This is a genomic window from Pseudomonas chlororaphis, from assembly GCA_001023535.1.
GTDB lineage: Bacteria > Pseudomonadota > Gammaproteobacteria > Pseudomonadales > Pseudomonadaceae > Aquipseudomonas > Aquipseudomonas chlororaphis_E.
Genome location: CP011020.1, coordinates 5,801,972 through 5,828,019, shown reverse-complemented (window position 1 = coordinate 5,828,019; position 26,048 = coordinate 5,801,972). Strand labels below are relative to the sequence as shown.

At 62.0% G+C, this 26,048-nt stretch carries 24 protein-coding genes and 2 pseudogenes; 6 read left to right on the top strand and 20 right to left on the bottom strand.

Annotation, left to right across the window (positions count from 1 at the left end):
* Window positions 1-43: 43 nt before the first annotated feature.
* Window positions 44-1,003 (bottom strand): transcriptional regulator, encoded by a 960-nt coding sequence (locus VM99_25415; GenBank protein ID AKK01237.1) that lies wholly within the window; start codon window positions 1,001-1,003, stop codon window positions 44-46.
* A gap of 100 nt (window positions 1,004-1,103) precedes the next feature.
* Between VM99_25415 and VM99_25410 the strand changes: the two genes are divergently transcribed.
* Window positions 1,104-1,538 carry a rhodanese gene (locus VM99_25410; GenBank protein ID AKK01236.1) on the top strand — a complete coding sequence of 145 codons (435 nt, stop codon included), beginning with the start codon at window positions 1,104-1,106 and terminating at the stop codon, window positions 1,536-1,538.
* Window positions 1,539-1,568: 30 nt separating this feature from the next.
* Here the strand turns inward: VM99_25410 and VM99_25405 are convergent, their stop codons facing one another.
* The 11 genes and pseudogenes from VM99_25405 to VM99_25355 all read right to left on the bottom strand — a co-directional run bounded on the left by VM99_25405 (window position 1,569) and on the right by VM99_25355 (window position 14,306).
* On the bottom strand, window positions 1,569-2,825 hold the full coding sequence (locus VM99_25405) for an aminotransferase (GenBank protein AKK01235.1): 1,257 nt from the start codon (window positions 2,823-2,825) through the stop codon (window positions 1,569-1,571).
* A gap of 31 nt (window positions 2,826-2,856) precedes the next feature.
* A complete protein-coding gene (gene cysS, locus VM99_25400; GenBank protein AKK01234.1) occupies window positions 2,857-4,227 on the bottom strand; it encodes a cysteine--tRNA ligase in 1,371 nt (456 codons plus the stop codon).
* A gap of 48 nt (window positions 4,228-4,275) precedes the next feature.
* Entirely contained in the window at window positions 4,276-4,926 is a 651-nt protein-coding gene (locus VM99_25395; protein AKK01233.1) for a hypothetical protein, read from the bottom strand.
* A gap of 11 nt (window positions 4,927-4,937) precedes the next feature.
* Window positions 4,938-6,215 carry a hypothetical protein gene (locus VM99_25390; protein AKK01232.1) on the bottom strand — a complete coding sequence of 426 codons (1,278 nt, stop codon included), beginning with the start codon at window positions 6,213-6,215 and terminating at the stop codon, window positions 4,938-4,940.
* Window positions 6,212-7,201, bottom strand: coding sequence for a hypothetical protein (locus VM99_25385; protein AKK01231.1), 990 nt, complete (start codon window positions 7,199-7,201; stop codon window positions 6,212-6,214). The genes VM99_25390 and VM99_25385 overlap by 4 nt, the downstream gene beginning before the upstream one ends.
* Window positions 7,198-8,118, bottom strand: coding sequence for a hypothetical protein (locus VM99_25380; GenBank protein ID AKK01230.1), 921 nt, complete (start codon window positions 8,116-8,118; stop codon window positions 7,198-7,200). Before VM99_25380 ends, VM99_25385 begins: the two co-directional genes overlap by 4 nt.
* 49 nt (window positions 8,119-8,167) lie before the next feature.
* The gene (locus tag VM99_25375) at window positions 8,168-9,727 is read right to left on the bottom strand and encodes a hypothetical protein (protein ID AKK01229.1); all 1,560 of its coding nucleotides are present in this window, start codon (window positions 9,725-9,727) and stop codon (window positions 8,168-8,170) included.
* Between the two features lie 31 nt (window positions 9,728-9,758).
* Window positions 9,759-11,105, bottom strand: a complete 1,347-nt coding sequence (locus tag VM99_25370) for an L-lysine 2,3-aminomutase (GenBank protein ID AKK01228.1) — start codon at window positions 11,103-11,105, stop codon at window positions 9,759-9,761.
* A gap of 378 nt (window positions 11,106-11,483) precedes the next feature.
* Window positions 11,484-11,831: pseudogene (locus VM99_25365) on the bottom strand (hypothetical protein).
* Window positions 11,832-13,051: 1,220 nt separating this feature from the next.
* A pseudogene (locus VM99_25360) lies at window positions 13,052-13,291 on the bottom strand (hypothetical protein).
* A gap of 154 nt (window positions 13,292-13,445) precedes the next feature.
* The gene (locus VM99_25355; protein ID AKK01227.1) at window positions 13,446-14,306 is read right to left on the bottom strand and encodes a hypothetical protein; all 861 of its coding nucleotides are present in this window, start codon (window positions 14,304-14,306) and stop codon (window positions 13,446-13,448) included.
* 97 nt (window positions 14,307-14,403) lie between these two features.
* Between VM99_25355 and VM99_25350 the strand changes: the two genes are divergently transcribed.
* Window positions 14,404-15,120, top strand: coding sequence for a phospholipase (locus VM99_25350; GenBank protein ID AKK01226.1), 717 nt, complete (start codon window positions 14,404-14,406; stop codon window positions 15,118-15,120).
* Between the two features lie 287 nt (window positions 15,121-15,407).
* Here VM99_25350 and VM99_25345 read toward each other — a convergent pair whose 3' ends face one another.
* From VM99_25345 to VM99_25335, 3 genes are all read right to left on the bottom strand, one after another.
* A complete protein-coding gene (locus VM99_25345) occupies window positions 15,408-15,995 on the bottom strand; it encodes a hypothetical protein (protein AKK01225.1) in 588 nt (195 codons plus the stop codon).
* An 86-nt stretch (window positions 15,996-16,081) separates the two neighbouring features.
* Window positions 16,082-16,864: a membrane protein gene (locus VM99_25340; GenBank protein ID AKK01224.1), complete on the bottom strand. Its 783-nt coding sequence runs from the start codon at window positions 16,862-16,864 to the stop codon at window positions 16,082-16,084.
* A gap of 91 nt (window positions 16,865-16,955) precedes the next feature.
* Window positions 16,956-17,888 (bottom strand): LysR family transcriptional regulator, encoded by a 933-nt coding sequence (locus tag VM99_25335; protein AKK01223.1) that lies wholly within the window; start codon window positions 17,886-17,888, stop codon window positions 16,956-16,958.
* A gap of 113 nt (window positions 17,889-18,001) precedes the next feature.
* On the opposite strand from VM99_25335, the gene VM99_25330 reads away from it, so the two are divergent.
* Window positions 18,002-18,499, top strand: coding sequence for a membrane protein (locus VM99_25330; protein ID AKK01222.1), 498 nt, complete (start codon window positions 18,002-18,004; stop codon window positions 18,497-18,499).
* Between the two features lie 2 nt (window positions 18,500-18,501).
* The gene (locus VM99_25325; protein AKK01221.1) at window positions 18,502-18,954 is read left to right on the top strand and encodes a membrane protein; all 453 of its coding nucleotides are present in this window, start codon (window positions 18,502-18,504) and stop codon (window positions 18,952-18,954) included.
* A 5-nt stretch (window positions 18,955-18,959) separates the two neighbouring features.
* Here the strand turns inward: VM99_25325 and VM99_25320 are convergent, their stop codons facing one another.
* The 3 genes from VM99_25320 to VM99_25310 form a co-directional block, all read right to left on the bottom strand.
* Window positions 18,960-19,244 (bottom strand): hypothetical protein, encoded by a 285-nt coding sequence (locus VM99_25320; GenBank protein AKK01220.1) that lies wholly within the window; start codon window positions 19,242-19,244, stop codon window positions 18,960-18,962.
* 144 nt (window positions 19,245-19,388) lie between these two features.
* The gene (locus tag VM99_25315; GenBank protein ID AKK01219.1) at window positions 19,389-20,414 is read right to left on the bottom strand and encodes a purine nucleoside permease; all 1,026 of its coding nucleotides are present in this window, start codon (window positions 20,412-20,414) and stop codon (window positions 19,389-19,391) included.
* Between the two features lie 54 nt (window positions 20,415-20,468).
* Window positions 20,469-21,419 carry an ion channel protein Tsx gene (locus VM99_25310; GenBank protein ID AKK01218.1) on the bottom strand — a complete coding sequence of 317 codons (951 nt, stop codon included), beginning with the start codon at window positions 21,417-21,419 and terminating at the stop codon, window positions 20,469-20,471.
* Between the two features lie 311 nt (window positions 21,420-21,730).
* Between VM99_25310 and VM99_25305 the strand changes: the two genes are divergently transcribed.
* Window positions 21,731-22,765 (top strand): selenide, water dikinase, encoded by a 1,035-nt coding sequence (locus VM99_25305; protein ID AKK01217.1) that lies wholly within the window; start codon window positions 21,731-21,733, stop codon window positions 22,763-22,765.
* Entirely contained in the window at window positions 22,765-23,880 is a 1,116-nt protein-coding gene (locus VM99_25300; protein ID AKK01216.1) for a tRNA 2-selenouridine synthase, read from the top strand. The genes VM99_25305 and VM99_25300 overlap by 1 nt, the downstream gene beginning before the upstream one ends.
* Before the next feature lie 143 nt (window positions 23,881-24,023).
* On the opposite strand, the gene VM99_25295 is transcribed toward VM99_25300, so the two are convergent.
* A complete protein-coding gene (locus VM99_25295; protein AKK01215.1) occupies window positions 24,024-25,076 on the bottom strand; it encodes a membrane protein in 1,053 nt (350 codons plus the stop codon).
* A gap of 118 nt (window positions 25,077-25,194) precedes the next feature.
* Entirely contained in the window at window positions 25,195-25,869 is a 675-nt protein-coding gene (locus tag VM99_25290) for a GTP-binding protein (GenBank protein AKK01214.1), read from the bottom strand.
* Between the last annotated feature and the right edge of the window lie 179 nt (window positions 25,870-26,048).

The window sequence follows — 26,048 nt, the reverse complement described above, 5'->3', positions numbered from 1 at the left end:
GCTGTCCATTGTTTGTGCGGGCGCTATTGCTAATCCACTGCATTCACCCCCGCCCAAACCGCTCCCGATACACCGAAGGCGCCAACCCGACCACGCTGCGAAACGCCACGCGAAAGCTTTCCACCGAACGGTAGCCACACAACTGGGCGATGTTGTCGGTGTTGTCTTCGGTGCTTTCCAGCAGCTCGCGGGCGCGGGCCAGGCGTTCGTGTTGCAGCCAGGCCTTGGGCGACACGCCGCAAGCCTGGGTGAAATGGCGCAGGAAGGTGCGTTCGCTCATGGCCGCCTGGCTGGCCAGTTCGCGCACGCCGAGGGGTTCGTGCAGGCGCTCGCGGGCCCATTGCATGACGCTCGACAGGTCGCTGCGAGGCGTGCGACTGACCGGCGAAGGAATGAACTGCGCCTGTCCGCCGGTCCTTTGCGGTGACATCACCAAGCGCCGCGCCACCGTGTTGGCGACCTGGACGCCATAGTCCCGCGCCACCAAGTGCAGGCAGGCATCGATGCCGGCGGCGCTGCCGGCCGAGGTGATGACCTGGCCGGAATCCACGTACAACACGTCCGGGTCCACCCGGATGGCGGGGAAGCGCTCGGCCAGTTCGTCGGTGTAGCGCCAGTGAGTGGTGGCGCCGAGTCCATCGAGCAGCCCGGCCGCCGCCAGGACGAACGCCCCCGAACAGATCGACAGCAGCCGCGCGCCACGGGCGTGGGCCCGGCGCAGCGCCTCCAGCAACGCTTCGGACGGCGGTTCGCTGCGGCTGCGCCAACCGGGCACGACAATGGTCCGGGCCGTGTCGAGCAGTTCCATGCCGCCATCGGCCAGGATCTGGAAGCCGCCCATGGCACGCATCGGGCCGTCATCCACCGCGACGATCCGGTGCACGTACCAGGGAAACTCGAACTCGGGACGTTCCAGCCCGAAAATCTCGACGGCGACGCCGAATTCGAAGGTGCACAAGCCGTCGTAGGCAAGGATCGCGACTAGGCCGGAGGTAGGCTGCATTTGTCGGAAAATTCCCAGAGAGTGTCGTATGCGCCACTGTAGCGGTAACCCAGGGGCGGATAAAGTCTGTCCATGCCCTCATCACCTTGGAGTACACACGATGACTAGCCTGGTTCGCGAAGTGCCTGCCGCCCCGTCCGATATCGCCCTGGAGCATTTCCGCCGGCGCCTGTCGTTCGAAACCGATTGTTCCGACGTCCACGCCAGCCAGCAGGCCGGCGAGCTCGACTTTGTCCTGGTGGACGTCCGCGGACCGTCGGCCTACGAGCGCGGGCATGTGCCCGGGGCGATCAACCTGCCGACCCGCACGCTCACCGCCCAGGCTTTGGCGGCGTACCCCAAGGCCACGCTGTTCGTGGTGTATTGCGCCGGCCCGCATTGCAACGGGGCGAACAAGGCGGCGGTTCGCCTGGCGACCTTGGGTTACCCGGTCAAGGAAATGATCGGCGGCGTCATGGGCTGGCTCGATGAAGGGTTTCGCCTGACCGGCCTGGTGGAGCGAGTGGCGGACCAGGCTGTGCGCTGCGATTGCTGATACGGGCCCCCCGGCTGGCCGGGCGCTTGCTCAGCGCCGCATTCGAACGAGGTCATCCATGGCCGACAGGAAACGTTGAACGTCGTCTTGAGAGGTGTAATGCGCCAGGCTGATCCTGGCCACGCCGTCATGCTCGTCAACACCCAGGGCCCGAACGGTCTGCGGGCTGAAGTGATGACCATGCCAGAGACGAATGCCTTGTTCGGCCATGTACCGGGAAATCATCTCGCTGGGTGTCGACGCCAGGGTAAAGGCCACGGTCGGCACCCGGCGTTCCCGTGCCTGGGCTGCGTGGTAGCCGTGGATATGAACGCCTTTGAAGCTGCCCAACCCCTCCAGGGCTGACTGCACCAGCCGTTGCTCGTATTCGATGATGGCGTGCATCCCCGCGACAATCTGCTGCCGCTTGCCCGTCTGCTCGCCGCACGCACCAAACTCGCGCCCGATCCAGGCCAGGTGTTCGATGGCACCGAGGATTCCGGCGATGGCCTCGCGGCTCTTGCTCCCGGTTTCGAATTTATAGGGTGGTTTATCGGCCGTGGGCCGGGGTTTGTAGGGCATGAGCCTCTCGAGCAAGGCCAGGCGGCCCCAGAGGATCGCGTGATGGGGGCCGTGGAGTTTGTGCGAGGAACACACCAGGAAGTCACACTGCAGGGCCTGCACATCGATCACCCCATGGGGCGCGAACTGAACCGCATCGACATAGACCACCGCGCCTTTGCGCCTGGCCAGGGCGGCCACCGCGGCGACATCATTGATCGTGCCGGTGACGTTGTTCGCATAGCTCAACGCGACGACCTTGGTCCGATCCGTGATGATCGAGTCCATGTCGGCAATGCTGAAACCGTAGGCAAGGGGATCGAACGGCAGCCAGCGAACGTTCAGTTCCAGGTCTTTGGCTAATTCGAGCCAGGGCGAAATATTGGCTTCATGGTCGGACTGGGTCAGGACAATCTCATCACCTTTGCCAAGGCTTCGCCCCAGGCAACGTGAGAGATGGAACGTCAGCGTCGTCATGTTCTGGCCGAACACGATTTCCTCGGCACAGTGGGCATTGACCAGTGCGGCGGCTGCGCACCGAGCTTGGTCGATGGCGTCTTGTGCCATGACCGATGTCGAGAAATGGCCGCCCAGGTTGGCGTTGTGTTCAATCGCGGCCTCGACGCTGGCCGCAAGGGCACGCTTGCACATCTGGGTGCCGGCGGCGCTGTCGAGAAACACGCTGTCACGCGCCGAGGCCAGGGAGAACACCGGAAACTGTTGCCTGATACGCTCGATATCCAACATGTCGATCCTTCGTGATGGCGACTGAGGCTGTTCAGGCTTTCAAGTCGCTGAGGCTGATGCCCTGGGCCAGCAGCAAGTCCCTGATCCGATCCGATTCCGCCCAGTTCCTTTCGTTACGGGCCACGTTACGCGCGGCGATCAATTGGCTTTGTTCCGATGTCAGGCGGGTGGCCTGGGCGTCGAACAAACCGATGTCCAGCACTGCGTTGAAACTGCGCAGCAGGTCGATGCGTTCCGATTCAGTCAGCTCACTGGACTTGATCACCCACCAGAACTCAGCCATGGCGCTGGGCGTGTGCAGGTCCTTTTCCAGCGCAGCGAAGAACCTTCGATAGGAAGCGGCATGCGTGGCCGAAAAAGCCTCGCCGACAGGGCCGCTGTTTTCCAGGGCGCTGCTGATCCGTCGCCGAGCTTTCTGCAAGGCCGTGGCTACGTCATCCAGTGCTTCCCATGAAAAAGCCAGGGCGCTGCGATAATGCGAGCCCAGCACCAGCAAGCGGAACGCGCAGGGGTCGTAGCCTTTGTCCACCAGCGAGTCCACCGTGAGGAATTCCCCGCTGGACTTGGACATTTTCTCTGTCTCCACATTGAGGAACTCGCAGTGGAACCAGTAATTGACCCAACGGTGACCAAAGCAGCATTCCGATTGCGCGATCTCGTTGGAATGGTGGACGTTGATATGATCGATACCGCCGCAATGGATATCGATCCTGTCACCCAGGTACTTGCTGGCCATGGCCGAGCACTCGATGTGCCAGCCGGGAAATCCCAGGCCCCAGGGAGATTCCCACTTCATGATCTGGCCCGGAAACTTCGAGGTCGAAAACCATAAGGCGAAGTCCGCTTGCGAGCGCTTCAACGGGTCGTGACTGACGCGTTCGGTGGCGCGTTGCTCGTCCAGCACCAGTTGCCCGAGTTCGTGATAGGCCGGGAATTTTTCCACACTGAAATAGACATTCCCGGCGCTTGCATAGGCCACGCCTTTTTCCAGCAGGCGTTCGATCAGCGCGATGATTTCGGGGATATGCTGCGTCGCCCGGCACACCACGTCCGGGCGGGTGATATTCAACAGGCCGCAGTGGCGAAAAAAGGCGTCCTCGTAGAATTGAGCAATCTGCCAAGGGGTCTTGTTCTCGCGAGCGGCACCCACCATCAATTTGTCGTCGCCGGCGTCGGCGTCGGATTGCAGGTGCCCGACATCGGTGATGTTCATGACGTGCTTGACCGTCCAGCCGCGATGACGCAGGGTCTTGGCCAGCACATCTTCGAAGATGTACGTGCGCATGTTCCCGATGTGCGCATAGTGGTAGACCGTGGGGCCGCAGGCATACAGGCCTACCTGGTTTTCAACGATCGGCGTGAAGGGGACGACGGTCCTTCCCAGGGTATTGAATAGTTCCATTTTCCAACTCTTGCGTTGAGGGGGCATCGACGCCCCTGGCCATCCGGTTCAGCGCCCGGAGGAAGTCGTATTGCCCTGTCGGTCGAGATCCAGCCAATGATGGACACTCTCGCGATCCCAGGCCCGCAGCGCATAATCCTTCAACGTCTGGGGAACCGGATCGCCGTTGTAGATGAGCCTGTTCAACATGCCGGCGGCGTCGACGTCGGCGATGCACCACTCGTTGAAAAGAAACGCCTTGCCGTCCCGCAGGCTATGGGACAAGGTCTCGACCAGTCGCCGGGCATCGGCCACCGCCAATGGCCCCAGCGGTTCCTTTGACGGTGCGATGAAGATGGTCTCGGTGGGCCGGTTGCCGCGCAGGTTGAAGAAGTCGCTTCTCAGCCAGGCCTGGACTTGCCGGGCTTGGGCTCGGGCTTGAACGTCAACCGGAAACAGCCGGGCCTGCGGCGCAATGTCGTTCAGGTACTCGGCGATGGCGGACGATTCAGCCAGCGAAAACGCCCCATCCACCAGCGTCGGCACGCGGTGGGTGAGCGAGATCCCGGTGAATGGCGGTCGCTGGTGATCGCCCTGGGAAAGGTCGAGGTAGTGCAGGTCGAAATCGAACCGGCACTCCTTGAGCGCTACGAACGCGCACATGGCAAAGGGCGACGTGCATTGATGATCCACGTATAGCTTCATTGAGTCTTGCTCCATCCCGATCAAGGTCAGCAGGCTTGCGCGACCGCTGCCTGGCTGAGTTGCACGTCGAAGAAACCGGTGTCCTCGGCCTCTTTTTGCCGGATCCACAGGTAGTCGGCGTAGGTGACCGCAGGGTCTTCGTGAACCAGATAGATGAAGCCGTAGTTGGTCGAGATCCCGATGGTAGGCGCAACGCTGGCGCCAATTTCAGGGGCCCTGATCATCTTGAAGAAACTTGGCCTGACGCTCAGTTCGTCAAGCCAACGATGATGGATCACCTGGCCGGAAACGCTGTTGATCATCCCGATGACTTCGCATGTCGCGTTCGACCGGTTGACTTTCTCCAGCATCGAATGGAACACCTCGGGATCGGCATAGCAGGCCGCGCAGAGATTGACGGCATTGACGCCGCGCACGCGCGTCATCGCGCTGAGCTCCTGGGTTCCCATCATCCGGGCTGCCCACTCGATCAGCATCGGACCGTTGTTCGTTACCATCACTTCCAGGAACGAAGGGCCGATGTCGACGCCGAATGCATCCAGGCATTGGTGAACGTAGGCGATGATGGGGGCCGCTTCCTCCGAGAGCAGGTCGATCAGCACCTCACGGTCGTTGACCACCCCGGCGCCTGGCACGGGCTTGCGAGTGTCGCGCCAGATCTCGAAGACAAAATGTTCACCGTCTCGGGACACCGCCTGCACCAGGTACTGTTGGCCAGCCAAGTACTCCATCGCCAGCAGCGTGTCGTTGATGAGCCCCATTTCGTTGAGGCGCCCCAGCTCCTTGTCCACCGCGTGACGCACCTGCGCGATCTCGTAGCAGAAATGGATACCGTCCGCCCCGGCGCTGTTGACCGGCTTGATGACCACCGGCCAGCCGTCGATCGTCTCGATCGCCGTCTCGACCTCACTCATCTGATGGATCAAGGCGACCCGGGCCGCCGGGATGCCCATCTGATGCAGCCGCTTGGCCATGTGCCATTTGTCCCGGCGGCAGGCTGACAGCGCCGTGCCATTGCCAGGCGTGCCCATCAGTTCGCTGAGCTGGTCGGCCAGCTCCACGCCGGACTCGCATCCGGGAATGATGAACATCGGGTCGAATTCGGCCAAGGCATCCGTCAGCGCCTTGAGGTCCTGCGTCGCGACGAATCGCTGCTGGAAATCCCCCGGCCTGTAGCTGTCCACGTCATATTCGAGTATTTCGGCGGATGTCTGCACATGGATGCAGGTTATGCCATACAACTTGAGTTCGTCCGCCAGGCTTGCCCCGGTCGAGTAGGCATCGACGATCACCGCGTATTTCATGTTCTAACTCCTTCGACTGAAAGGCGACTCAGGTGGGAATAGCCGTTGTAGGTCGCGGCCAGGCAGATGAGGACCACGCCGGCGAAACTGAACGCTGAAAAGGCCAGTCTCGAATCAACGGTTTGAAAAATGATGGTGAACAACGGGGCGGCCGCGAGGATGGCTTCGGTGGTCACGGGCTCGCAGCGCTTTATGCCTTCTTGCAGCAAGAGCAACGGCAGGATCACGCCGACGAAGGCCAACAGGACCAAGGCATCGAGATGATCGATGACGGCGCCGACCTTGCTCAGGTTCAAACAGGTGTAGACGCCGGTCACCGCCAGCAGCAGGTAGAACCGATGGGCGTAGAGATAGTGGCTCGACGCCCCATGATCCGCGACGACCTTCGAGAGAATGCTGGTCAAGGCCATGGCGACACCGCACACCAGCATCATCAGGTAGCCCAGCAGCACCTGGTCGCTGTCGACCTCATCCTTGACGGCGGTGCGTCCGTCCATCGAGACCCACCCCAGGTAGACACTGGCCAGTGCGATGACAAGCGCGGCGATATAGTCGGCCGGGATCATGATCGCCGTGGGACGCAACAGCTTGTTCAGCACCAGCGTCGAAATGATCCCGACCCCGCCCACCAGCGCACTGACGATGGCCGGCTCCACCCATTTCAATGCCAGCAGAAAGGATATCCAGAGCGCGGCGGAACTGATGTTCAACATCACCAGGCACCGGCGCACGGAAGCCTTTTTTGCAGGGCTGGCAAGCAGGGCAGGCGTCGAGCGTTTCCGGGCCATGTAGCCGAAAAAGAACACCGGCCAGGCGACGGCGAACAACACGAATGTCGCGATGACACTGTCGAGCCTTTGCAGCAGGATCCCGAAATACACTTCCTTGAGCCCATCGATCACGTTGACGAGCATCAACGCCGTGATCCCTACAAACAGAGCGTGTGCAGTGCGCATGGTACGGATTCCAATCAAGAACGCGGTCATAGGGCAGTGAGTGTGCGAATGTTCCCTTTTCTCGATTGCTTGTAGCGTTGCAGCAGGGCTTGTGCCGGCAATGTCCTGGACAACTTCCCGACCTCCTCCAGGCCGCTCTGAATGTCGCCCAGGATGCGCGCGAGTGCAGGCTCCGACAGCGTGTCGAGCGGGTGGGCCCTGAGGCGTTCGTTCCCGTGTAAATGCTCCAGCAGGGCATAGGTAATGATGTCGGCCACCGTTGGCGGGTTGATCACGAAGCCGATGGAAAAGGACTCTTCATGGGCGACCGTGGCATGCCAATAGCCCCGGGGCATGAAGGTCGTGGTCCCGGGCCTGACCAGCCGCTCCTCGTGGCCCTCGGGCATTGTCCGCGGCAGTTGTGCGCCGGTGTAGGGATGCGTGCCTTGCTGGTAGAAGCGGTTCGGGTTATTCGGGAAAAACGGGTAGATGGGGTCCGGCAGCGAAGTGTTTTCGGCAAACCTCCAGGTCTTTTCGCCTTTGATCTGGATCATGAAGTTGGTTTCATGATCGAAGTGCGTCGCCACTTCCACGCCATGGTTGGCCGCGAACGCCTCGCAGCTCACATAGTGCCGCGGGATGTCGAGTGTCTTGGCCAGTTCATCGCAGGCCAGGGAGATCGCGGGCAGCGCTTCCAGATCCTTTATGTAAACCATCGCGGCGCCATCGTTGTACGGCGCCAGGGCATCGGCGGACCTGGCCACGGTAATACGTTTGCCACCTGGAAAGAGCAGGTCGACGGGCCCTGGCAGGGCCTTGAACAACGCGCGGATGTCCTGGAATTCTTCCAGGGCCGACAATTGCGTAAAGCGGCTCATGGCACCGTCGGCGACGTATGAGCGCTTGGGCCAGCATGTGTCGAGGAACACCTCGGTCTGGTCGCCAAACATCTGCTGCAGAATATTCATCACGCTTTCTATCCTCGAAGCGGCGCGCAGGGCGCGCCGCATTTTTTCATTACACGGCCGCGGCCACTGGCTGAGCCTGCGTGGTGGCGTAGGCGGCGTCGGCGCGCTTGTTCAGGTAGCCCTCGTAGACGCGGGCCAGCTCATCGCTGCGGGTTTTCAGCTGATGGGCGGCGCTGGCGAAAAGCGCTTGTTGCTCGTCTCGCGACAGGCCGACCATTTCACCCTCGGCGCGGCCCAGTGCGTTGAACAGGAGCTTGGCGAGCAGTTCGGTTTCCGAGCGCTCATGGCCGATGCGCTGGCAGATGGTTTCGACAACCGCGGCATGATCGTGGAAGTGCCAGCCCAGGCGGCAAAGACGGAATTTCACCGAGACAGGCGAGTCTTCCCACCAGTTCAGCGAGGCGTCGAGTTCGGCGTCGGTGATCCCCGAGAACTCTTCCACCAATTGCTGGTGGCGTTTTTCCCAGAGGGTCAGCAACGACTGGATGCTGCCGAAGTTATAGGGCGCCGGGCCATGGATCTTCCAGTTGACCAGCGCCGGGCTGACGTTTTCAGAGTGGCGGATGCCCGTCCGGCTGGCTTCCAGGGTGGAACGGATCGCAGGGGAGTGAGCCCAGAACTCGGCCATCACGCAGTGGACGATGTTGTTGCGGATCGTCCGCTGCTTGCCGAGGGTGTAGTTCTGATGCAGGTGCTGCTGATCGTACTCTGGACCCTTCAGGCCAATGAGGCTGGCCTGCAGGTCACGGAAGGACACCTGCCAATCGCGGATGATCATTTGCGCACGGGTCAGGCTGCGGCCTTGTGCCGCGCGTTTCTGCGCCGCATCGGTCGCGACATCCAGCAGCATCTGGTAGATGCCCAGGCACAACTCACGCAGGCAGTCGGTGTAATGGGCCCAGCCACCTTCGCCCTGGACGCCCGGCCAGTCGACCATCAACTCATGGTCCGGCACCTGGATCAGCGTATTGCAGAAGCGCCGGACTTCGCGGGCAATGGCGGTCTGCGCGATACCGTCTTCAGACACGCTGTCTTCAGGATACTGTCCGCGGGCCTGCACGATAGGCAGCCAATACGCCGCTTCGCGCACCGCCACGCTGGCCGTATTGCTGGCGTTCAGCGCTTTTCGCAACTTCGATTCGGCGATGGAGTAGTTGAAGCTGGCCATGGCCTGCTTGGCCAGGCCGACCGACAGTTGAGAAGCGGTTTCGCTGGCGTCGATGTCACCTTCGACATCGTGATGCACGCGGCAGTACCCGAGGTCGAGTCGCGTATGGAGCGGAGCACCGAGGAATTTATGGTAGATGTCCCCGTCGCTGGAAATCAGTTGCAGAACCGGCGACATGATGAAGATGTGGCTTCCCACCAACTCGGAAATGCGTGGATCGGGTTTGGAGTTTTCCACTTCAACCCATACCGGAATCGTTGAGTCATTGACCGCGCCGATAAGCTGGGTGTCGTTGAAAACACTGTCCACCAAGCGGTTACAACCACCGCAGGATTGGCTATGGAAATAAATCAGGATCGGCTTGCCAGTCGATTTGGACTGCTCGATGGCGTGGACGTAGGACGTGTGGTGGATCCAGTCAATCTTGTTGGTTTCGCTCATTTCTATGCTTCCATTCACGGTGGTTGAACATTTATTTGACGGATTTCAGGACATCGTCGAGCAGTTGTGTCCGCGTCGCCGGATTCGTCCAGAGCGCTTGGGCATCCGCGGTGAGGGTGTGGAGCGGGTCGCAGTAGAGAAAAACCTGGTCTTTTTTCACGGCTGGCGCGCGATAGGCGGCGATACCCAGGTAGGGGTCGTAGTAGTCGAAGCTATGGATATCGCGCTTGCCGCCACCGCCGGGCAGATCCACGATGAAGTGCGGGGTGTTGTGTCCGGCAATCAGGCCACGGGTGGATTTCTCCAGGGCGATCGAATCGCCAAGGCTCGTTCTGAGTGCTTCGACGCCACGAATCATGTCCCCCTGAAAGCAGTAATAGGGACGCACGTTCAAGTAGGCGAGGCATTCGTTCAGACGGTGCATGGTCTGCGGGTTGTCATTGACGCCTTTGAGGATGACGGCCTGGTTCCTGACCTCGACGCCACGCTCATAGAGCATTCCCAGGGCCTTGGCGGTGATCGCCGTTATTTCGTTCGGATGGTTGAAGTGCGTGTGTATCGCAATCGACTTGTGCATCTTCCTCGCCCGGTCCGACAAGCGTGAGATGGCATCGGTCCAGTCGTGATCGCTCTGGATCTTCATCGGCAATACAGCCAGCCCCTTCGTGGCGAAACGCATACGCCGTACGTGGGGAGCGTCCAGCAGTCGTTCACCGATCTCGGTGATCTGCCGGGCCTTGAGTCGATAGGCATCGCCGCCCGAGATCACCACGTCCTCGACGCTGGCGTTGGCTTCTATGTAGCGCAAGGCCGGTTCCCAGCGCTCGCCGGGGGCGTTGATCTTCGTCTTGGTCACCGCATCGGTGTCCAGCCCCACCGCGTAGCTGCGGGTGCAATAGCGGCAATAGACCGGGCATACGTTGGTGGCCAGGAACAACACGCGATCGGGGTAGCGATGGGTCAGCCCCGGGGCCGGAGAGTCGTTCTGTTCGCCCATGGGGTCGAGTTTCACCATGGGATGATCGACACAGATCTCCGAGGCCAGCGGCAGAAACTGGCGCCGCAACGGGTCCAGGTAGGGGTTGTCCCAGTCGATCAGCGAGAGGATGTAAGGCGTCAGTCGGATAGACATCGGCGCCATCCGATGACCTTCTTCAAGGTCTTTCAGGAACGCGGCACTGATCCTGTTCTTGATCAATGCACCCAGTGCGCCGACGCTGGTAATGGCATTTTTTTCTTGCCACAGATGATTGAGGAACAACTCGGCGTCAATATCTTTCCAATGATCCAGGTCGCGCCAGAACTCATCACTTCGAAAAGCATAGCGCAGCGATAACAAGGGTGTCAGACGCTGGCCCTGGGAAGAATGGGCAATCAATGACTTTAGTTGAAAGTCAGCAAAGTCATAATCCACAATGTTACTTGACATTTGTTGTTGTCCCTTTCAAGTGACGGCGTCCATAGACTGACAATACTTAATATTTATTTCGAATCAAGGTGCCGTTTTATTTATTTTTCAGCACTTTTTTAAAGGCGAAAGTGTTCGTATTGCATAAAGTTGATTGCAATTTTTTTGCCTCGGACATAACCAGGCCAAGCGCTGTTATCGAGTGCGTAATGATCTACGCTACTCAGGGGCGCCTGAAAGGGTTATTGAAGATGAGCGATCGTTTTAATTAGGCACGGTGCCCGATTTCGCTTCTTGATGAATGACTGCCGTCGAGGCCGCAACAACGTTTGGTTGAGGCTGTGCCGGGGCTGAAGACGGGGTCGCGGAAGATTGCACCAGGTACTGCGCCACATTGGCGATGTCCTGGTCACTGAGGGACTTGGCCACCGTCACCATGACCGGTGATGGACGCGAGGCATCGCGGAAGGCGCGCAGTTGCGTCTCCACATACTTGGCAAATTGTCCCGCCAGTTTGGGGTACTCGGCGTTTTCAGACGCGCCAGCCGTGCCATGGCAGGTAGAGCAGGCGACGATGCCGCGGGTGTGGTCGCCCCCGTTGAAGAGCCGTTCCCCGGCCCCGACGTCAACGGCTGCGGAGACAGCCGGTTCGTCGAATGGGCAGGCGTCTGGCTGGGCTTTGACGACGCCCCCCATCTGTGTGCAGGTGCCTTTGGGCACGGCGACCCACTCGCGTGGATCGTTGTCGACCTTGCTCATCTCCGAGCAGTCATGCAGGCAACTGCTGTCGGAACAATCGTTGTGGCCTGCCTTGGCTACGCCGTAGCACACCTCAGTTTCTGCCGGTTTCTCAGCGGCCACCTCGGCCAGCGAAGCACTGCTGATGGAGGCCAACGCAGTGGCTACCAGAATATCCTTTAGATTCATCACGCAAGTTCCCGGTCAAGGTTTTTATACAGTTATTTATTTTTATAAGCCCATCGCGCACGCGAACGGGCCGTACGGCTGTCCGTCTGGACATACATATTCAACGTTCGGCGCAATATCGATATTCAATTAGGGTTTGACAGTGCTGCGACAAGCAAACTTGATCGGCACGGCGTGCCGGCATTGTGTTTGCAAGAAATCAGGAATGACAAGGCGGAAGGTTGCAATACGTTGGCGCCGTTTGCGCAAAGTTGATTCGTTCGAGTAGCTGGTTCGATACATTTACCGCTCCCTTTTTGTACAGGTCGCCTCGGGCAACTTGTTCGGAATCCGTTCCTGACCGACTGCATCGCTCGTTCGTTTATCGAAACAGCCATGGGTCTGTCGTATCTTCACCGCGAAATCAAATGTATTGCTTTAGTGCGAGTTTGCAAGGTGCTTTCTATTTGTAGTCCACGGTCAGGATATGTCTAATCGATATAAGCTTATAAGATGTTTCAAGATGTAACAGGATTTGCCCGTCCTTTCACAGCAGGGGCCTGGGCCCCAGCAGGACGGGTTCATGGGGACACAGGTGACCGATACAGGTGCGTGGACTGGGCTCAGGGGACGGCAGTCAGCAAACCATCGTTCAGCCAGCGGGTGAGTAGGGCCGCGCTGTCGACAAGGTGCGCCTGACCCTGCGCGCCGTAACACGCCTGGGCGGCGAGTAACGCTTCGCCCAGGGTCGCGCCTTGCGCCAAGCGCTCCAGCGCGGCGGCTTCCCAGGGTTCGACCTCGCGTGCTTCGACATTCCAGCCGTTTCGATAGACGAGGGCGGTGCAGGCGTGGCGGTTCACTGAGGGTAGAGGCTGGCCCTGCCGGCGATGGGCGGACCATATCGCGACCACCGGCCATTCGCAGGGCAGCAACCTGCAGCTCGGCGGCAGGGTGAACCTTTGGCTGTCCAGCTCAGCGCTGTTCATTGCGGCCAGTGCGTGGGGACCAAGTGGTGTGGCGTCGCGGGCGGCAGCGGCCAGATGAATGACCCATTCCAACGACGCCACCGCCGCAAAGTAAGGGTAGGGCGCTACGGGGCCATAGTGTTCGAGGAAACTCGGCAGACGCTCGCCGAACATGCCCAGGTCGGGATGCTGCGATGGGTAGCGCCGTCCATACTCGTAGGCGAGCGAGCGGAAGAACGGATCGCCCACCAGCGCCTTGATGACGGGATAGGTCAAGGCCAACGACTGTTCCTGGTGCCGCCAGAGCCCGCTGCGATAACGCGCGAAGCGTCGCTGATTGCCCGCGCTTGCGGTCTCTAACCATCCCGGTGGAAGGGCCGGTGGCGATGAACAATCATCCAGCGCCTGGGTAAAGCCGAGTTGCAGCGCCGCCAGCTCTTCACGTGTCATGCAACACCTCCCGGGCGATCGTGCGCGCGATCTCGACCTGGTCGAGCAGTTCGCCCAGGGGCGGCAGGCGGGTGTCCCATTCAACCAGTACCGGGACCGGGCCAAACCGGCGCAATGCGCTGCGATACAGCGACCAGACCGGCTCCGCCACCGCGCTGCCGTGATCGTCGATCAGCAATTCCTCTTCCTGGCTGTGGCCTGCCAGGTGAAATTCGCGGACAGCCGATTCATCCAGGGCTTCCAGGGCGGCGAGGGCGCATTCGCCGTGGTTGCACTGGTTGACGTAAAGGTTATTGAGGTCGAGCAGCACCGCGCTGCCGGTGCGTTTCACCACTTCGGCGAGGAACTGGGCTTCGCCCAGGGTATCGCCGTGGTAGCGCAGGCTGGTGGAAATGTTTTCCAGCAACAACTGTTGGCCCAATGCATCCTGGACCTGGTCGACCCGATCACAGACCAGCTCCAGCGAGGCTTCAACCAAAGGGAGCGGCAGCAGGTCGTTGAGGCACCGGCCTTCAATCGCCCCCCAGCTCAAGTGCTCGGAAACCAGAAACGGATGCACCTGAGCCGCCAGGTGTCGTATGCGTTCGACATGGGCGCTGGAAAAACCATGCACCGAGCCGATCCCCAGGCCGACACCGTGCAGGCTGATGGGATATCGTTGCGCCAGGCGTTGAAGAATATGCAGGTCTTTGCCGCCTGGCCCCAGGTAGTTCTCCGTATGCACCTCAAGCCAGTCAACGGCGGGATGGCCGTCGAGGAACGCTTGATAATGAGGGGCCCTGAGGCCGATACCAATCCGTGGTAATGAGCGCACTGTCTGACTCGCTTGTCGATGGTCGCCGCTGATCATAGCGCAGTGCCGGATAGAATTGAGCAACCGCCGATAACCGCTGTCTACCGCCGGCACGGTGTCTGCCGTGGGGTTATCGAACGATGGAGGAAGACCGATGTATAAAGCGCTCACCCTGTTTCTGTTGCTGGTTTCGTCCGGGTTGCAGGCGCAACCGTCACTGCAAACGGACTTGCCGCTCAACTACCTGGCCCAGGCCGATGAGCAGGCCCGCAACCGACCGCTGGTGATCTTCCTGCACGGCTCCGGCAGCAACGAACAGGACCTGTTCGCACTCAAGGACGAGCTGCCCCAGCACTATAACTACCTCTCGGTGCGCGCACCGAAAACCATGGAGCCGGGGCACTACCAATGGTTTGCCAAGGCCGGCGAGGGCGCCTACGACGGTGACGCCTCGGACCTGAAGGCCAGCGGCCAGTTACTGTTGGACTTCATCGACAAGGCCCGGGCCAAGTACCCCACCGATGCGAGCAATGTCTACCTGGTGGGGTTCAGCCAGGGGGCGATGATGAGCTATGAAGTGGCCCTGCGGCACCCCGAGGCCGTCGGTGGCATTGCCGCGATGGGCGGGCGGGTCCTGTCGGTGCTGCGCGGGCAATTGAGCCCGGAAGAGTCGCGCCGCACGCTGGCGGTGTTCATCGGCCATGGCACGGTAGACCCGATCATTCCCTACCATGACGGCACCGAGGCCGATTCCTTCCTGAAGACCCTGGCGCTGGAACCGGAATTCCATGCCTACCTTGGGCTTGGTCACAACATCAGTGCGCAGGAAGTGCAGGACTTACGGGCGTGGTTGGAACGGCTCAATCCCTAGAAAACCCGGTTGGATGTGGCGATGCCATCGCGAGCAGGCCTTCTCCCACAGTTTGATCGGGGTGGGCTTCGATACTTCGGCCGAAACAAGCCCCTGTGGGAGCGGGCTTGCCCGCGAATGCGTCGTGTCAGCTTGCATCAATACTGAATGTGCCATTGTCTTCGCGAGCAAGCCCGCTCCCACATTTTAATCGGGGTGGGCTTCACTTCCGCGCCGTCTACCATCCCCCTGTGGGAGCGAGCCTGCTCGCGATCGGAGCGACGCGGTCTCCTGGAATCACAGCCCCATCACTGCCCACTGGCGATCCGTTTCACCAGCGCCTCATGACCGGCCTTGTCACTAGCGCGGGAGATGATCTGCACCACCGCCATGCGCGTGCCGGAAGCGCCCAGCAGGGTGGTGTCGAGGGTCGGCCCGCCGCCCTGGGTGGCGCGGGTGTCGAGTTGGCGCAACCCCAGGCCGCTGCCTTTCTGGGTCAGGCTTTTTTCGCTGAGGATCTTGGCGTCCGGCAGGGCCTGGGTGCGCTGGGCAGCGAAGCCGGCCATGGTCGTGTCGAGAAACGCGCCATCGTTATCCTTCACGGATGTACCATCGGCAATGGTGTTTTCAGCAGCGATCACCACCGTTCGGCTGGTGGCGTTGCTGTACATCGTCCCTGTCGCGCCAGCGGTGCCCTGGGCTGCTTCGCCGGCGGGCAGTGGCGTTGCCGTGAAGCCCTTGGGCAAGGTGAAGACGAACTTGCCGGACAGCATCGAGACCTTCTGCGCCGGTGCCTCGCCGGTGGATTTGGGTTGGGCGGCCTGGGCAGGTACTGCGGCCAGGCTGGCGATGACCGCCAGCAGCAGGGCGGCAGCGTATTGACTCGGCATTGACATTGACACTCTCCACAGGTGGTCGCGCTTGAGCGGCGATCATCCCATGGGCATCGCACCTGACTCCAGCGCAACGGCAGGCACGTCGGTCATTTCGGTGCGGCTACGCAGGCCGATGGAGGCGTGCGCACCAACAGGCGTCGGGTCACCAGAAGCATGACCGCCGAGACGGCAACGCCAAGGGCAAAGGCCGGCAGGCCCAGCCGCGGCAGGGTCAGGGCCACGGTCAGGCAGAACGCGGCGAAGCAATACATGCCGGTGGCCGTGGCTCGCAGCAGCGCCGCCGTGAACGCCGGCCCGCGGGTTTGCTGGGAAAACACCGCCATGACACTGCCCAGCAGCGGAAACACCGCCAGCAACCCGCTCCAGCGTTCGCCCACGGTGCTGGCCAACCACGTCACCGCGAGGGTCAGCAACGCGCCGGCGATCATGCGCAGCATCAGTTTGTCGGACGTGCGCGTTGGCCTCTGCATCACGGGCCGGACCGCCGGGAACAGATAAGGCGCCGCCAGCAAAGCCACTGCCGCCAACAGGCTTGCCAATGGCAGCGAGGCCGGCAGCCAGGACAGCACCAGTGCCACCAAGGCCCAGGCCGCCAATGCAATGCCCAGCGCCCAAGGCCAACCCCGGCGCTGGGCAACCTGGGCGTACACCACGCAAAACGTAATCATCGCGAACATGGCCGACAACGCCGCCGTCGCCGATCGGGCGGCGAACGCCTCGCCTTGTTCCAGGGCCAGGAACAACAGAATCGGCCCCACCACCACCGGCAATCCCGACAGCCAACCGGCCACACTCGGGCCCCAGCGTCGACCGGCCAGGGAAATCAGCAACAGGAAACCCGGAATCACCAGCAGTTTGAGCAGCAGCACGCAGTCGTCCTTGTCGCTTCTCGGAGTGCCACGTTAACACCCAGCCCCTGGCCAGTGAACCGCGCCCACCGTGTTCAGGGCGTGGCCCCTGTCAGCGGTCCCAATAGGGGACTTCGCCAAAACACTCGAAGAAGAAATCGATCACCGTGCGCACCTTCACGGACAACCGGCGGCTGCCCGGCCACAGCATGGCGATCTGTTGGGGTTCGAGGCTGTTGGAGGCTTCGTAGTCGCGCAGCACCGACACCAATGTGCCGTTGCGCACCGCTTCACCGATCAGCCATGACGGAAACATCACCAGCCCCAGGCCCTGCTCGGCGGCCTGGGTCAAGGTGTCGGCGTGGTTGCCGGTGATCGGGCCCTTGACGCTGTAGGGCGTCCACGCCTGGCCGGGGCGGCGGAAAAACCAACGCTGCTGGCCGGTGACGCCTTTGTAGGCCAGGCATTGGTGGTGCGCCAGGTCCTGGGGCTTGAGGGGCGTGCCGTGACGGGCCAGGTAGGCCGGGCTGGCGGCGATCTGGAAGCGATGGGCGGCGATGATCCGCGCCTGCATGCCGGAGTCGTGCAACGGACCGATGCGAAACAGCAGGTCGGCCCCCTCCTGGAGCGGATCGACGTAGCTGTCGGTTTGCTGGATCTCCAGTTGCAGCTTCGGATAGCGCTCGCACAGCGGTCCCAGCCAAGGGCTGAGGTGGCGTTGGCCGAACACCACCGGGGCATTGATCCGCACCAGGCCGGACGGCTCGCTGTGTTGCTCCTGCAAGGCCTGTTCGGCTTCTTCCAACTGCACCAGCAGCAAGCGTGCGTGGTGGCCCAGCAGGCGGCCGGCCTCGGTCGGGGAGACCGCGCGGGTGTGACGATAGAGCAGTTGCTGGTTCAGGGCCTGCTCCATCAACTGGACCTGCCGGGAAATGGAGGAGGGCGCCAGGCCTTCGCGTCGGGCCACCTCGGAAAAGCTGCCGTGGTCGAGCACCGCGACAAAGAGTCGGAGTGCCTTGAAGCCAAGCTCGTCAAGCCCCTGCATGGGCGATTCCTTCTGTGCGTAATACGCAAAAGTGTTGTCGGGATGCTCCCATTTATCGCACAGCGATGCCAGCCGATAATGCCGGCCCTTCTTTCCTGGAACAGGGTGTGACTATGCAAGCGTCTTCCATCAGCGAGGCCGAATCGGTGACGGCTACCGCCAAACCCCGGCCGTTCTTGCGCTGGCTGTTGCTGCCGCTGGTGATTCTGGCGGGCATGGGGTTGTCGGTGGAGGCGGGCCTGTTGGGGCCGCTGGGCGTTCAGGTCGGTCATTTGTGGGCCACCTTGAGCATTTTCGGCGTGGGCTCGGCGGTTCTGTTCCTGCTGTTGCTGCTCAGTGGCCGGCAGCCAGGGCCGGCGTTGAGTGAACTGCCGCGCTGGCAACTGATCGGCGGTTTCCTGGGACCGGTCTACGTGGTGGTGCTCACGCTCGCCACGCCTCACATCGGGATTGCCATGACCATGGTCGCGATTCTTTCCGGCCAGGTGGGCAAAAGCGTGCTGATCGATCACTTCGGCTGGTTCGGTGCCACCCGTAAGCGCGTCAATGGCGAGCGCTGGTTGGCGTTGGCACTGATTGTCGTGGCCCTTGTCCTGATTGCCCGAGGTTGATGATGAATCTGGTTCTTTTGTTGCTGGTGGTGGTCGCGGCGGGGGCGGTGTTGAGCGTGCAGGCCGCCATCAATGGTCGTCTGGGACAGACGGTCGGGGTGTTGCGCAGCAGCTTGCTGACGTTTGTCGTGGGCGCGGTGATCACTGGCCTGCTGATCGTGTTTTTCGAGCCGGCCCACGCGGTCACCTTGCTGGAGGTGCCGAAATGGCAACTCAGTGGCGCGCTGTTCGGCGTGGTCTACATGATGGTGATGGTAGGGGCGGTGCCCAGGGTCGGCACCGCCGTCGCGACAGTTGCGGTGATCGTCGGCCAACTGGGCATGGGCATGCTGATCGACAACTTCGGCTGGCTGGGCAACCCGGCCATCGAGTTGTCCGGCAGCCGGATGTTGGCCATGGTCTGCCTGGCACTGGCGCTGGTGTTCATGTATCGCAGCAGCGCGCGGCAGGCCTGAGCGCCTCAGTCGGGTTCGACGTCCAGTTGCAGGCTGTCGTCGGCCAGGCGCTCGGTGCGTCGGACGATGCCGCTGATGCGCCGGCCCTCGGCGCTGAACACCACGATCTGAGCCTTGTGCAGGTCCTCCGGCAGCGGCGGCCTGACGTGCAGCGCGAACCAGGGTGGTTCGCCGTCGTCGAGGCGCTTGACGTCGAGCTGGCACTCGATGGTTTTGGTTTCGCGGCCAAACAGGGTGTCCAGACCGTAGTCAAGGTGAGTGCTGTCGGCGGCGGCAGGGGCATTGGGCATCGCAGTCTCCTGGATGGGTACGCTGGGATGATGTTCAAGTGATCCCCCGGGCAATGGAAAATTCCATCGCAGTGAGGTCGGCGGGGCTGTGAGGGCTAGCCGGGATCGATGCCCGCGTCGCAACGCCCTCCACAGACGCGAGGATCAGGACCTGGGCACCCCGTGCTCCCAGGTCGACCAGTGCTTGACGATGTCCTGCACCAGCGGGTTGCCGGTGCGGAACAGGTTTTCCAAGGCAGGGACGAACGCGCCCTGGTCGGCGTACTTGAGCAGGTTGTCCACTTCATTGCCGCCGGGCTCGGGTCGATCGAAGTCGGAGCCGGCGCGCAGCACTGCGAGCCGATTGATGTCCACCCGACCCTCACGACTGGCCCGCAACAAGGCCTCGTAGGTGGAGTTGTCTTCCTGCTGGGTGGTGCAATACACGCCTTTGTTATCGGTGAGCAGGCGGGTCCAGACTTCGGCCCGTTCGCTCAGGCGCGTCCCGGAAAACCAGGTGTTGCCCGCCAGCGTGTCGCAGCGGGTCACCACCGGTGGCTGGTTGGCCGGAGCGTAGGGGTATTTCACGCGCCAGGCTGCCGACGCCTCGCTTTCCGTCAGGCTCACGTTCTGGCTGAGGGCAAAGGCCTTGGCTTGCAGCGCGGGGTTGAGTTCGAAGACTTCGGTCTTGTAGTCCAGCGGCGGCTTTTCGTTGGGACCCTTGGTGTTGATGCCCAGGTAGCCGGTGGGCCAGTCCTTGGGCACGTCCCGCGAGTCGAGCTCCCACTGGGTGCCAAATTCCACCAGGTAATGGGCCCAGGCGGTCGTGCCCAGGGTGCCGTGATGCGGGTTGATCCCAGCGATCCCGGCCACCAGGAAATAACTCTTGCGCAGGTCGACGCGGGGCGACAGGGCCAGGGCCAATGTCGAGGCGGCGGCGTTGGTCTGGCCCATGCCGGTGATCATCAGACAGACCCGTTCGGTGTTGCAACGGATCGTCGGGTACTCGGCCGACAGCCCGGGGATGCGGATTTCATCCTTGAGCGCCAGGCGCTCGATCCAGTTTTGTGCCTCGGGGGCAAACATCGTGATCAGCATGACCTTGGGCTGCAGCGGCGGGGCTGCTCCGGCGGTCGTGCTGAACAGGGCGGCCGTTGCCAGGCCGAATGGAACACACAGGCGATTGATCATGCTTTCGTGACCTCCGTGGAATCGAAACAGATGCTTTTGTGGGCAGGTATCGGATCAGAATTGATAGCCAACCCCCGCGTAATACCCCCAGCCATCGGATCGGGCGCGGAAGCTGCCTTCGCCAAAATCAAGCTCGCTGCCGTCCTGCCAGTTGCCCCCGTTGTGGAAATAGCGGCCCACCAGGGTAAAGCGCAAGTGCGTGAACGAGTACAGCAGGACATTGGTGGCGACCGTGGCGTTGGCGGTGCGCGCCGGGTTGTCCTTGTGCAGGTCCGAACCGAAGTCGAAATTGGTGAAGCCGATGTAGGTCAGCGAAGCGCCGTTGCTGAACTGGCTGATCGGCACGATGTACTTGAGCTGGGCGCGGTAGCCGTCCCAGGAATACTCATTGCTGGCGCCGTAGTTTTCCCATTGGTAGCGAGCATAGAGGTTAGCCGACAGGTTGACCCTCGAATGGGTGTCGATGTCGGTGCCCAGGCCGCTGTACAAGGTGTTGGCGCGATTGGCGCTGTTGCTGCCGTGATCGTAGATCCAGTCGAACGCCACGTACCATTCCTTGAACGGTCCGATGGCCAGGCTGCGTCCGGCCAGGATATCGATGGAAATGCGCGGCTCATGCTCCATGAACACCGGCGAGCCATGGTCCCACACGCCTTTGTCGTGGCTGTTGCCGATGGTGAAGAGCTTCGGGATGTCGACGTAGCCGTACAGTTCGAACGGGCCCTTGCGACCGAAATATTCGTACTCCAGGTACACGTCGTCGGTGGGTTGTGGGCCGAAGCTGATGTCTTTGCTGCCAATGATCGTCAGGTCCTGGTTGTACCAGTCTGACAGGTAGACGCCTTTTTTCGGCGGGGTGGCCTCGGGGCTGAGGGCTTCGCCCTGGGCGGACGTTTCGTTCGTCTGCGCCAGGGTAGTAGTGCTGAGTAGTCCGGTAACGGCGGTCAGTAGCAGGCAGGCTGCCCAAGGACCGGGCGAGGTGCAACGCCGGGAAGTGTGGTGCATGGAAAATCCTTGTCCGAGCGGGCCGAAGCCCGTGTTCCGTGATTGAAGAAACCGTCGTCGTTTCGCGGCGAGCGACTGGCTTCGCAAACGTTTGCATATCCTGTACCAGATTTTCGTACAGGCTTGAAAAACAAAGGGAACGGCCGTTTTTTCTGGCCTTTTGGTCAATCTTCATGCCGTGGTCACCGTGCCGCCATTTGAAGAGGCACCAAAGGGTGGCAGGCCCTGTTGCCTGGCACTCATCGTGTGCGGCGCTGGGGCACGGGGGATGCTGGTAGACTCGGTCACCTTGACTGACAAGAGGTATGCCCATGAGCGAGCCTATTCGCCTGACCCAGTACAGCCACGGTGCTGGCTGCGGCTGCAAGATTTCGCCCCAGGTACTGGAAGTGATCCTGGCCGGCAGCGGTGCGCAGAACCTCGACCCCAACCTGTGGGTCGGCAATGCGTCCAGGGATGACGCCGCGGTATACGCCATCGACGAAACCCGCGGGGTCGTCTCGACCACCGATTTCTTCATGCCGATTGTCGATGACCCTTTCGATTTCGGACGCATCGCCGCCACCAATGCCATCAGCGACATCTACGCCATGGGCGGTGATCCGCTGATGGCTATCGCGATTCTCGGCTGGCCCGTGAACGTGCTGGCCCCGGAAATCGCCCGGGAGGTGATTCGCGGCGGGCGTTCGGTGTGTGACGAGGCGGGCATTCCCCTGGCGGGCGGGCATTCGATCGATGCACCGGAGCCGATCTTCGGCCTGGCGGTCACCGGCCTGGTGCAAAAGCGCCATATGAAACGCAACGACACCGCCACTGCGGGGTGCCGCTTGTACCTGACCAAGCCCCTGGGCATCGGCATCCTCACCACCGCTGAAAAGAAGGGCAAGCTGCGGGCCGCCGACGTTGGCCTGGCCCGTGACTGGATGTGCACCCTGAACAAGCCTGGCAGCCGTTTCGGCAAGCTCGATGGCGTAACGGCGATGACCGACGTCACCGGCTTCGGCCTGCTCGGGCATCTGGTGGAAATGGCCGATGGCAGCCAGGTGACGGCGCGCATCCGCTATGACGCGGTGCCGCGCCTGTCGAGCGTCGAGTATTACCTCGACCTGGGCTGTGTGCCGGGCGGCACGTTGCGCAACTACGACAGCTACGCCAGCCGGGTGGGCCGGGTCCAGGAGTTGCACAAGCGGGTCTTGTGCGACCCACAGACCAGTGGCGGGCTGCTGATCGCCGTCACCGCGCAGGGCGAAGCGGAGTTTCTGCGGGTCGCCGCGGAGCTCGGCCTGGCGCTGGAGCCGATTGGCGAACTGGTCGAGCGACAGACCCACGCGGTCGAGGTGTCATGATGGCCGATGACATCACCGATTACCGCGACATCTTCCTCAACGACCGGCCCATGATGGACACCCGGGCGCCCATCGAATTTATCAAGGGGGCCTTCCCCGGCGTGGTCAACTTGCCGCTGATGACCGACAGCGAGCGGCAACGCGTCGGTACTTGCTACAAGCAGCAAGGGCAGCAGGCGGCGATCGTGCTGGGTCATCAGCTGGTGTCCGGCCAGACCAAGGCACAACGCATCCAGGCCTGGGCCGAGTTTGCCCACACGCATCGCGAGGGTCTTCTGTACTGCTTTCGCGGCGGCTTGCGTTCGCAGATCGTCCAGCAGTGGCTCAAGGACGAAGCGGGCATCGAGTACCCCAGGGTGGCCGGCGGCTACAAGGCCATGCGCACGTTCCTGCTGGAGACGGTCGAGCAGGCGGTCAGCCAGTGCGACCTGGTGTTGCTGGGGGGCATGACCGGCACCGGCAAGACCGACGTGCTGGCCCAGCTGGAAAACAGCCTTGACCTGGAAGGCCATGCCAACCATCGCGGTTCGAGTTTCGGCAAGCGCGCCACTGGGCAGCCGTCCAACATCGATTTCGAGAACCGCCTGGCGGTGGACGTGTTGAAAAAGCGCGCGGCGGGCATCGAGCACTTCGTGCTGGAAGATGAGAACCGCATGATCGGCAGTTGCGCCTTGCCCCTGTCATTGTTCCAGCGCATGCAGCAGGTGCCGATGGTCTGGTTGCAAGACAGCGTTGAGCGGCGGGTCGAGCGGATCCTGCGGGACTACATCGTCAACCTGTGCGCCGAGTTCGTCGCGGTCCAGGGCGAACAGGGGTTCTCAGCGTTTGCCGAGCGGCTGCTGGCGAGCCTGGGCAACATCCAGAAGCGCCTGGGGGGCGACCGTCACCGGCGCTTGATGGGCATCCTGGAAGCTGCCCTGGCGGAGCAGGCTCGCAGCGGCGCGGTCGACCTGCATCGGGATTGGATCGAAGGCCTGCTGCGTGAGTACTACGACCCGATGTACGTGTACCAGCGGGAAAAGAAGGGCCTGCGCATCGAGTTTGCGGGTGATCAGCCGGCGGTGCTGGAGTATTTGCGGGAGCGGGCGGCGAGCGTGGGTCAGCCTCAACCGTGAATTTCACCGCAACCCCATGTGGGAGCGGGCTTGCTCGCGAAAGCGGTGTGTCAGCTCGCATCTCTTTTGAATGTGTCGACGCCTTCGCGAGCAAGCCCGCTCCCACAGGGTTTGTGGCTGTCCGGCATTCAGGTGCCAGCCTGCTAGAGCACCACCGCCCCAATCAACCCGCAAACAATCCCCACCACCATGGTCAGCAGCGCCACGGTCACCAGCACGCGGGCATCGAAGTCCTTGCGCAGCATCAACAGCGACGGCAGGCTGATGCTCGGCAGGGTCATCAGCAACGCGACGGCGGGGCCGGTGCCCATGCCGAGGGTCATCATGGTCTGCACGATCGGGATTTCCGCCGCGGTAGGAATCACGAACAGCGTGCCGACAATGGCCAGCGGTACCAGCCACACCAGGCTGTCGGCCATGGCGCCGTCGACGTGGGGGAACAGCCAGACCCGCGCCGCGCCCAGCACCAGCACTGCCAGCACGTAGATCGGGATGGTGCTCCAGAACAACTGCCACAAGGTCCGGCCCCAACGGATCAGGAACGGCTGCGCATCCACCGTGCTGGCTTCGGCCACCGCTTCCACGGCGGCTTCGGGCAGGGCCTCGGGGCGGGCAATGCGCTGGGCTACCATCGACACGCCGAACACCAGCACGATACCGGCCACCAGACGCAGGGCGGTGAAACCCCAGCCCAGCACGAAGCCCATGAACACCAGCGTCGCCGGGTTGAGGACCGGGTTGCCGATCCAGAAGGCCAGTGCCGCGCCCACCGAAACGTTCTGCCGACGCAGGCCGGCCGCCACTGGCGCGGCGCAGCACGAGCACATCATGCCGGGCAGCGCGAACAGCCCACCGCGCAAGGTCGAGGCAAAGCCGGCCCGGCCGAACAGGCGCAGCAACCAGTCACGGGGGATCAACACTTGCAGCAGGGAGCCGAGGATCACCGCCAGCACCGCCGCCTTCCAGATGGCCAGGAAGTACACCTGGGCGTAGGCCAGGGCCGCTGTCAGCGGCGCGGTCTGGGCATCATTGAGGATCGAGCCGCCGATGCTGTGGTTGTCGGCGGCGACAAAGGCCTTGAGGTAGTAGGGCGACCACTTGACGTAATAGAGGCCGACGCAGGCCACCAGCAGGAATAGGGCAGGCTTGCACCAGAACGACCAGCCCCGGTGAGCAGCGGCAGAGGATGAAGACATGGAGAAAATCCGGGTAGCGGGAGAATGGCTGCATCATACCCCGCGGCACTGACTCCCGCCGAGCGCAACGTCCTCCCGTCGGTCAGGACCTGACGCCCCCGCCACCGCGGCTGATGCCTCAGGTCGGGCAGGTTTCCTGGCCGTTATCCAGGCCTTGCTTGTAGGTCCGGCTGGAGAGGCTGGCCTTGCCGTTGTGCCAGGTCAGGGTCAGCACATACAACGAATCGAAATCCCCGGATTCCCAGTCTTCGGTAATGGTCTGCTTCTTGCCGACGGCCTCGCCGGCGACCTTGTTGATCAGCTCCGGCAGGTAGCCATGGGACCAGGCGGTGTAGATGGTGGCGTTGTGGTACTTGTCGTGCAGCAACTCATCCGCCAGGTCACTGGTGTCGTTGGCCGAATAATTGATGTTCACCGGCAGCCCGAGCTTGATGGCGCTGGGGCTGATGGTCATCAGCGGGCGAATGTAGCTGTAGGAGTTATCCAGTTCGCCCTCTTCGACGTTGCGGGTCGGGTTGGCCGCGAACACATAGTCGGCCTTGCCGAATTTTTCCGGCAGCAGGGTGGCCAGGTCGATGGCCCGGTTGAGGCCCTGGCAATTGAGTTGGCCCAGGCCGCCGGCCGGTTTTTCGGCATGGCGCAGGAACACCAGGGTCTGGACACCGTCGACTGGCTGGGCGCGACTGACGCTGGACTCCAGCGACAGCGCCAGGCCGCAGACCACCAGTAAGGTCGGCAGCAGCAGCCACGAACGGTGCTGCAGGCGCTTGGCGAAATTCAGTGGGTTCATCATCGGATCGATTCTTCAGTCTTCTTTGAGTCAGGCTGACAAACCCTGGCACCACGAGGCGGATGGCCTCGGGTGTTTTCCTTGTCATGACGCCGCCTCGGTTCCCTTAAGGGCATTGCTCAGAGTCCATTGAGGCCCTTTGGTTCGATCCTGCGGCCGGTTCCTTCCCAGCGATGCACTGA

Excerpts from the sequence above, each read along its gene's own strand:
- VM99_25415 (AKK01237.1), bottom strand. The coding sequence starts at position 1,003 with ATGCAGCCTACCTCCGGCCTAGTCGCGATCCTTGCCTACGACGGCTTG.
- VM99_25410 (AKK01236.1), top strand. The coding sequence starts at position 1,104 with ATGACTAGCCTGGTTCGCGAAGTGCCTGCCGCCCCGTCCGATATCGCC.
- VM99_25405 (AKK01235.1), bottom strand. The coding sequence starts at position 2,825 with ATGTTGGATATCGAGCGTATCAGGCAACAGTTTCCGGTGTTCTCCCTG.
- cysS (AKK01234.1), bottom strand. The coding sequence starts at position 4,227 with ATGGAACTATTCAATACCCTGGGAAGGACCGTCGTCCCCTTCACGCCG.
- VM99_25395 (AKK01233.1), bottom strand. The coding sequence starts at position 4,926 with ATGGAGCAAGACTCAATGAAGCTATACGTGGATCATCAATGCACGTCG.
- VM99_25390 (AKK01232.1), bottom strand. The coding sequence starts at position 6,215 with ATGAAATACGCGGTGATCGTCGATGCCTACTCGACCGGGGCAAGCCTG.
- VM99_25385 (AKK01231.1), bottom strand. The coding sequence starts at position 7,201 with ATGACCGCGTTCTTGATTGGAATCCGTACCATGCGCACTGCACACGCT.
- VM99_25380 (AKK01230.1), bottom strand. The coding sequence starts at position 8,118 with ATGAATATTCTGCAGCAGATGTTTGGCGACCAGACCGAGGTGTTCCTC.
- VM99_25375 (AKK01229.1), bottom strand. The coding sequence starts at position 9,727 with ATGAGCGAAACCAACAAGATTGACTGGATCCACCACACGTCCTACGTC.
- VM99_25355 (AKK01227.1), bottom strand. The coding sequence starts at position 14,306 with ATGATCAGCGGCGACCATCGACAAGCGAGTCAGACAGTGCGCTCATTA.
- VM99_25350 (AKK01226.1), top strand. The coding sequence starts at position 14,404 with ATGTATAAAGCGCTCACCCTGTTTCTGTTGCTGGTTTCGTCCGGGTTG.
- VM99_25345 (AKK01225.1), bottom strand. The coding sequence starts at position 15,995 with ATGTCAATGCCGAGTCAATACGCTGCCGCCCTGCTGCTGGCGGTCATC.
- VM99_25335 (AKK01223.1), bottom strand. The coding sequence starts at position 17,888 with ATGCAGGGGCTTGACGAGCTTGGCTTCAAGGCACTCCGACTCTTTGTC.
- VM99_25330 (AKK01222.1), top strand. The coding sequence starts at position 18,002 with ATGCAAGCGTCTTCCATCAGCGAGGCCGAATCGGTGACGGCTACCGCC.
- VM99_25325 (AKK01221.1), top strand. The coding sequence starts at position 18,502 with ATGAATCTGGTTCTTTTGTTGCTGGTGGTGGTCGCGGCGGGGGCGGTG.
- VM99_25320 (AKK01220.1), bottom strand. The coding sequence starts at position 19,244 with ATGCCCAATGCCCCTGCCGCCGCCGACAGCACTCACCTTGACTACGGT.
- VM99_25315 (AKK01219.1), bottom strand. The coding sequence starts at position 20,414 with ATGATCAATCGCCTGTGTGTTCCATTCGGCCTGGCAACGGCCGCCCTG.
- VM99_25310 (AKK01218.1), bottom strand. The coding sequence starts at position 21,419 with ATGCACCACACTTCCCGGCGTTGCACCTCGCCCGGTCCTTGGGCAGCC.
- VM99_25305 (AKK01217.1), top strand. The coding sequence starts at position 21,731 with ATGAGCGAGCCTATTCGCCTGACCCAGTACAGCCACGGTGCTGGCTGC.
- VM99_25300 (AKK01216.1), top strand. The coding sequence starts at position 22,765 with ATGGCCGATGACATCACCGATTACCGCGACATCTTCCTCAACGACCGG.
- VM99_25295 (AKK01215.1), bottom strand. The coding sequence starts at position 25,076 with ATGTCTTCATCCTCTGCCGCTGCTCACCGGGGCTGGTCGTTCTGGTGC.
- VM99_25290 (AKK01214.1), bottom strand. The coding sequence starts at position 25,869 with ATGATGAACCCACTGAATTTCGCCAAGCGCCTGCAGCACCGTTCGTGG.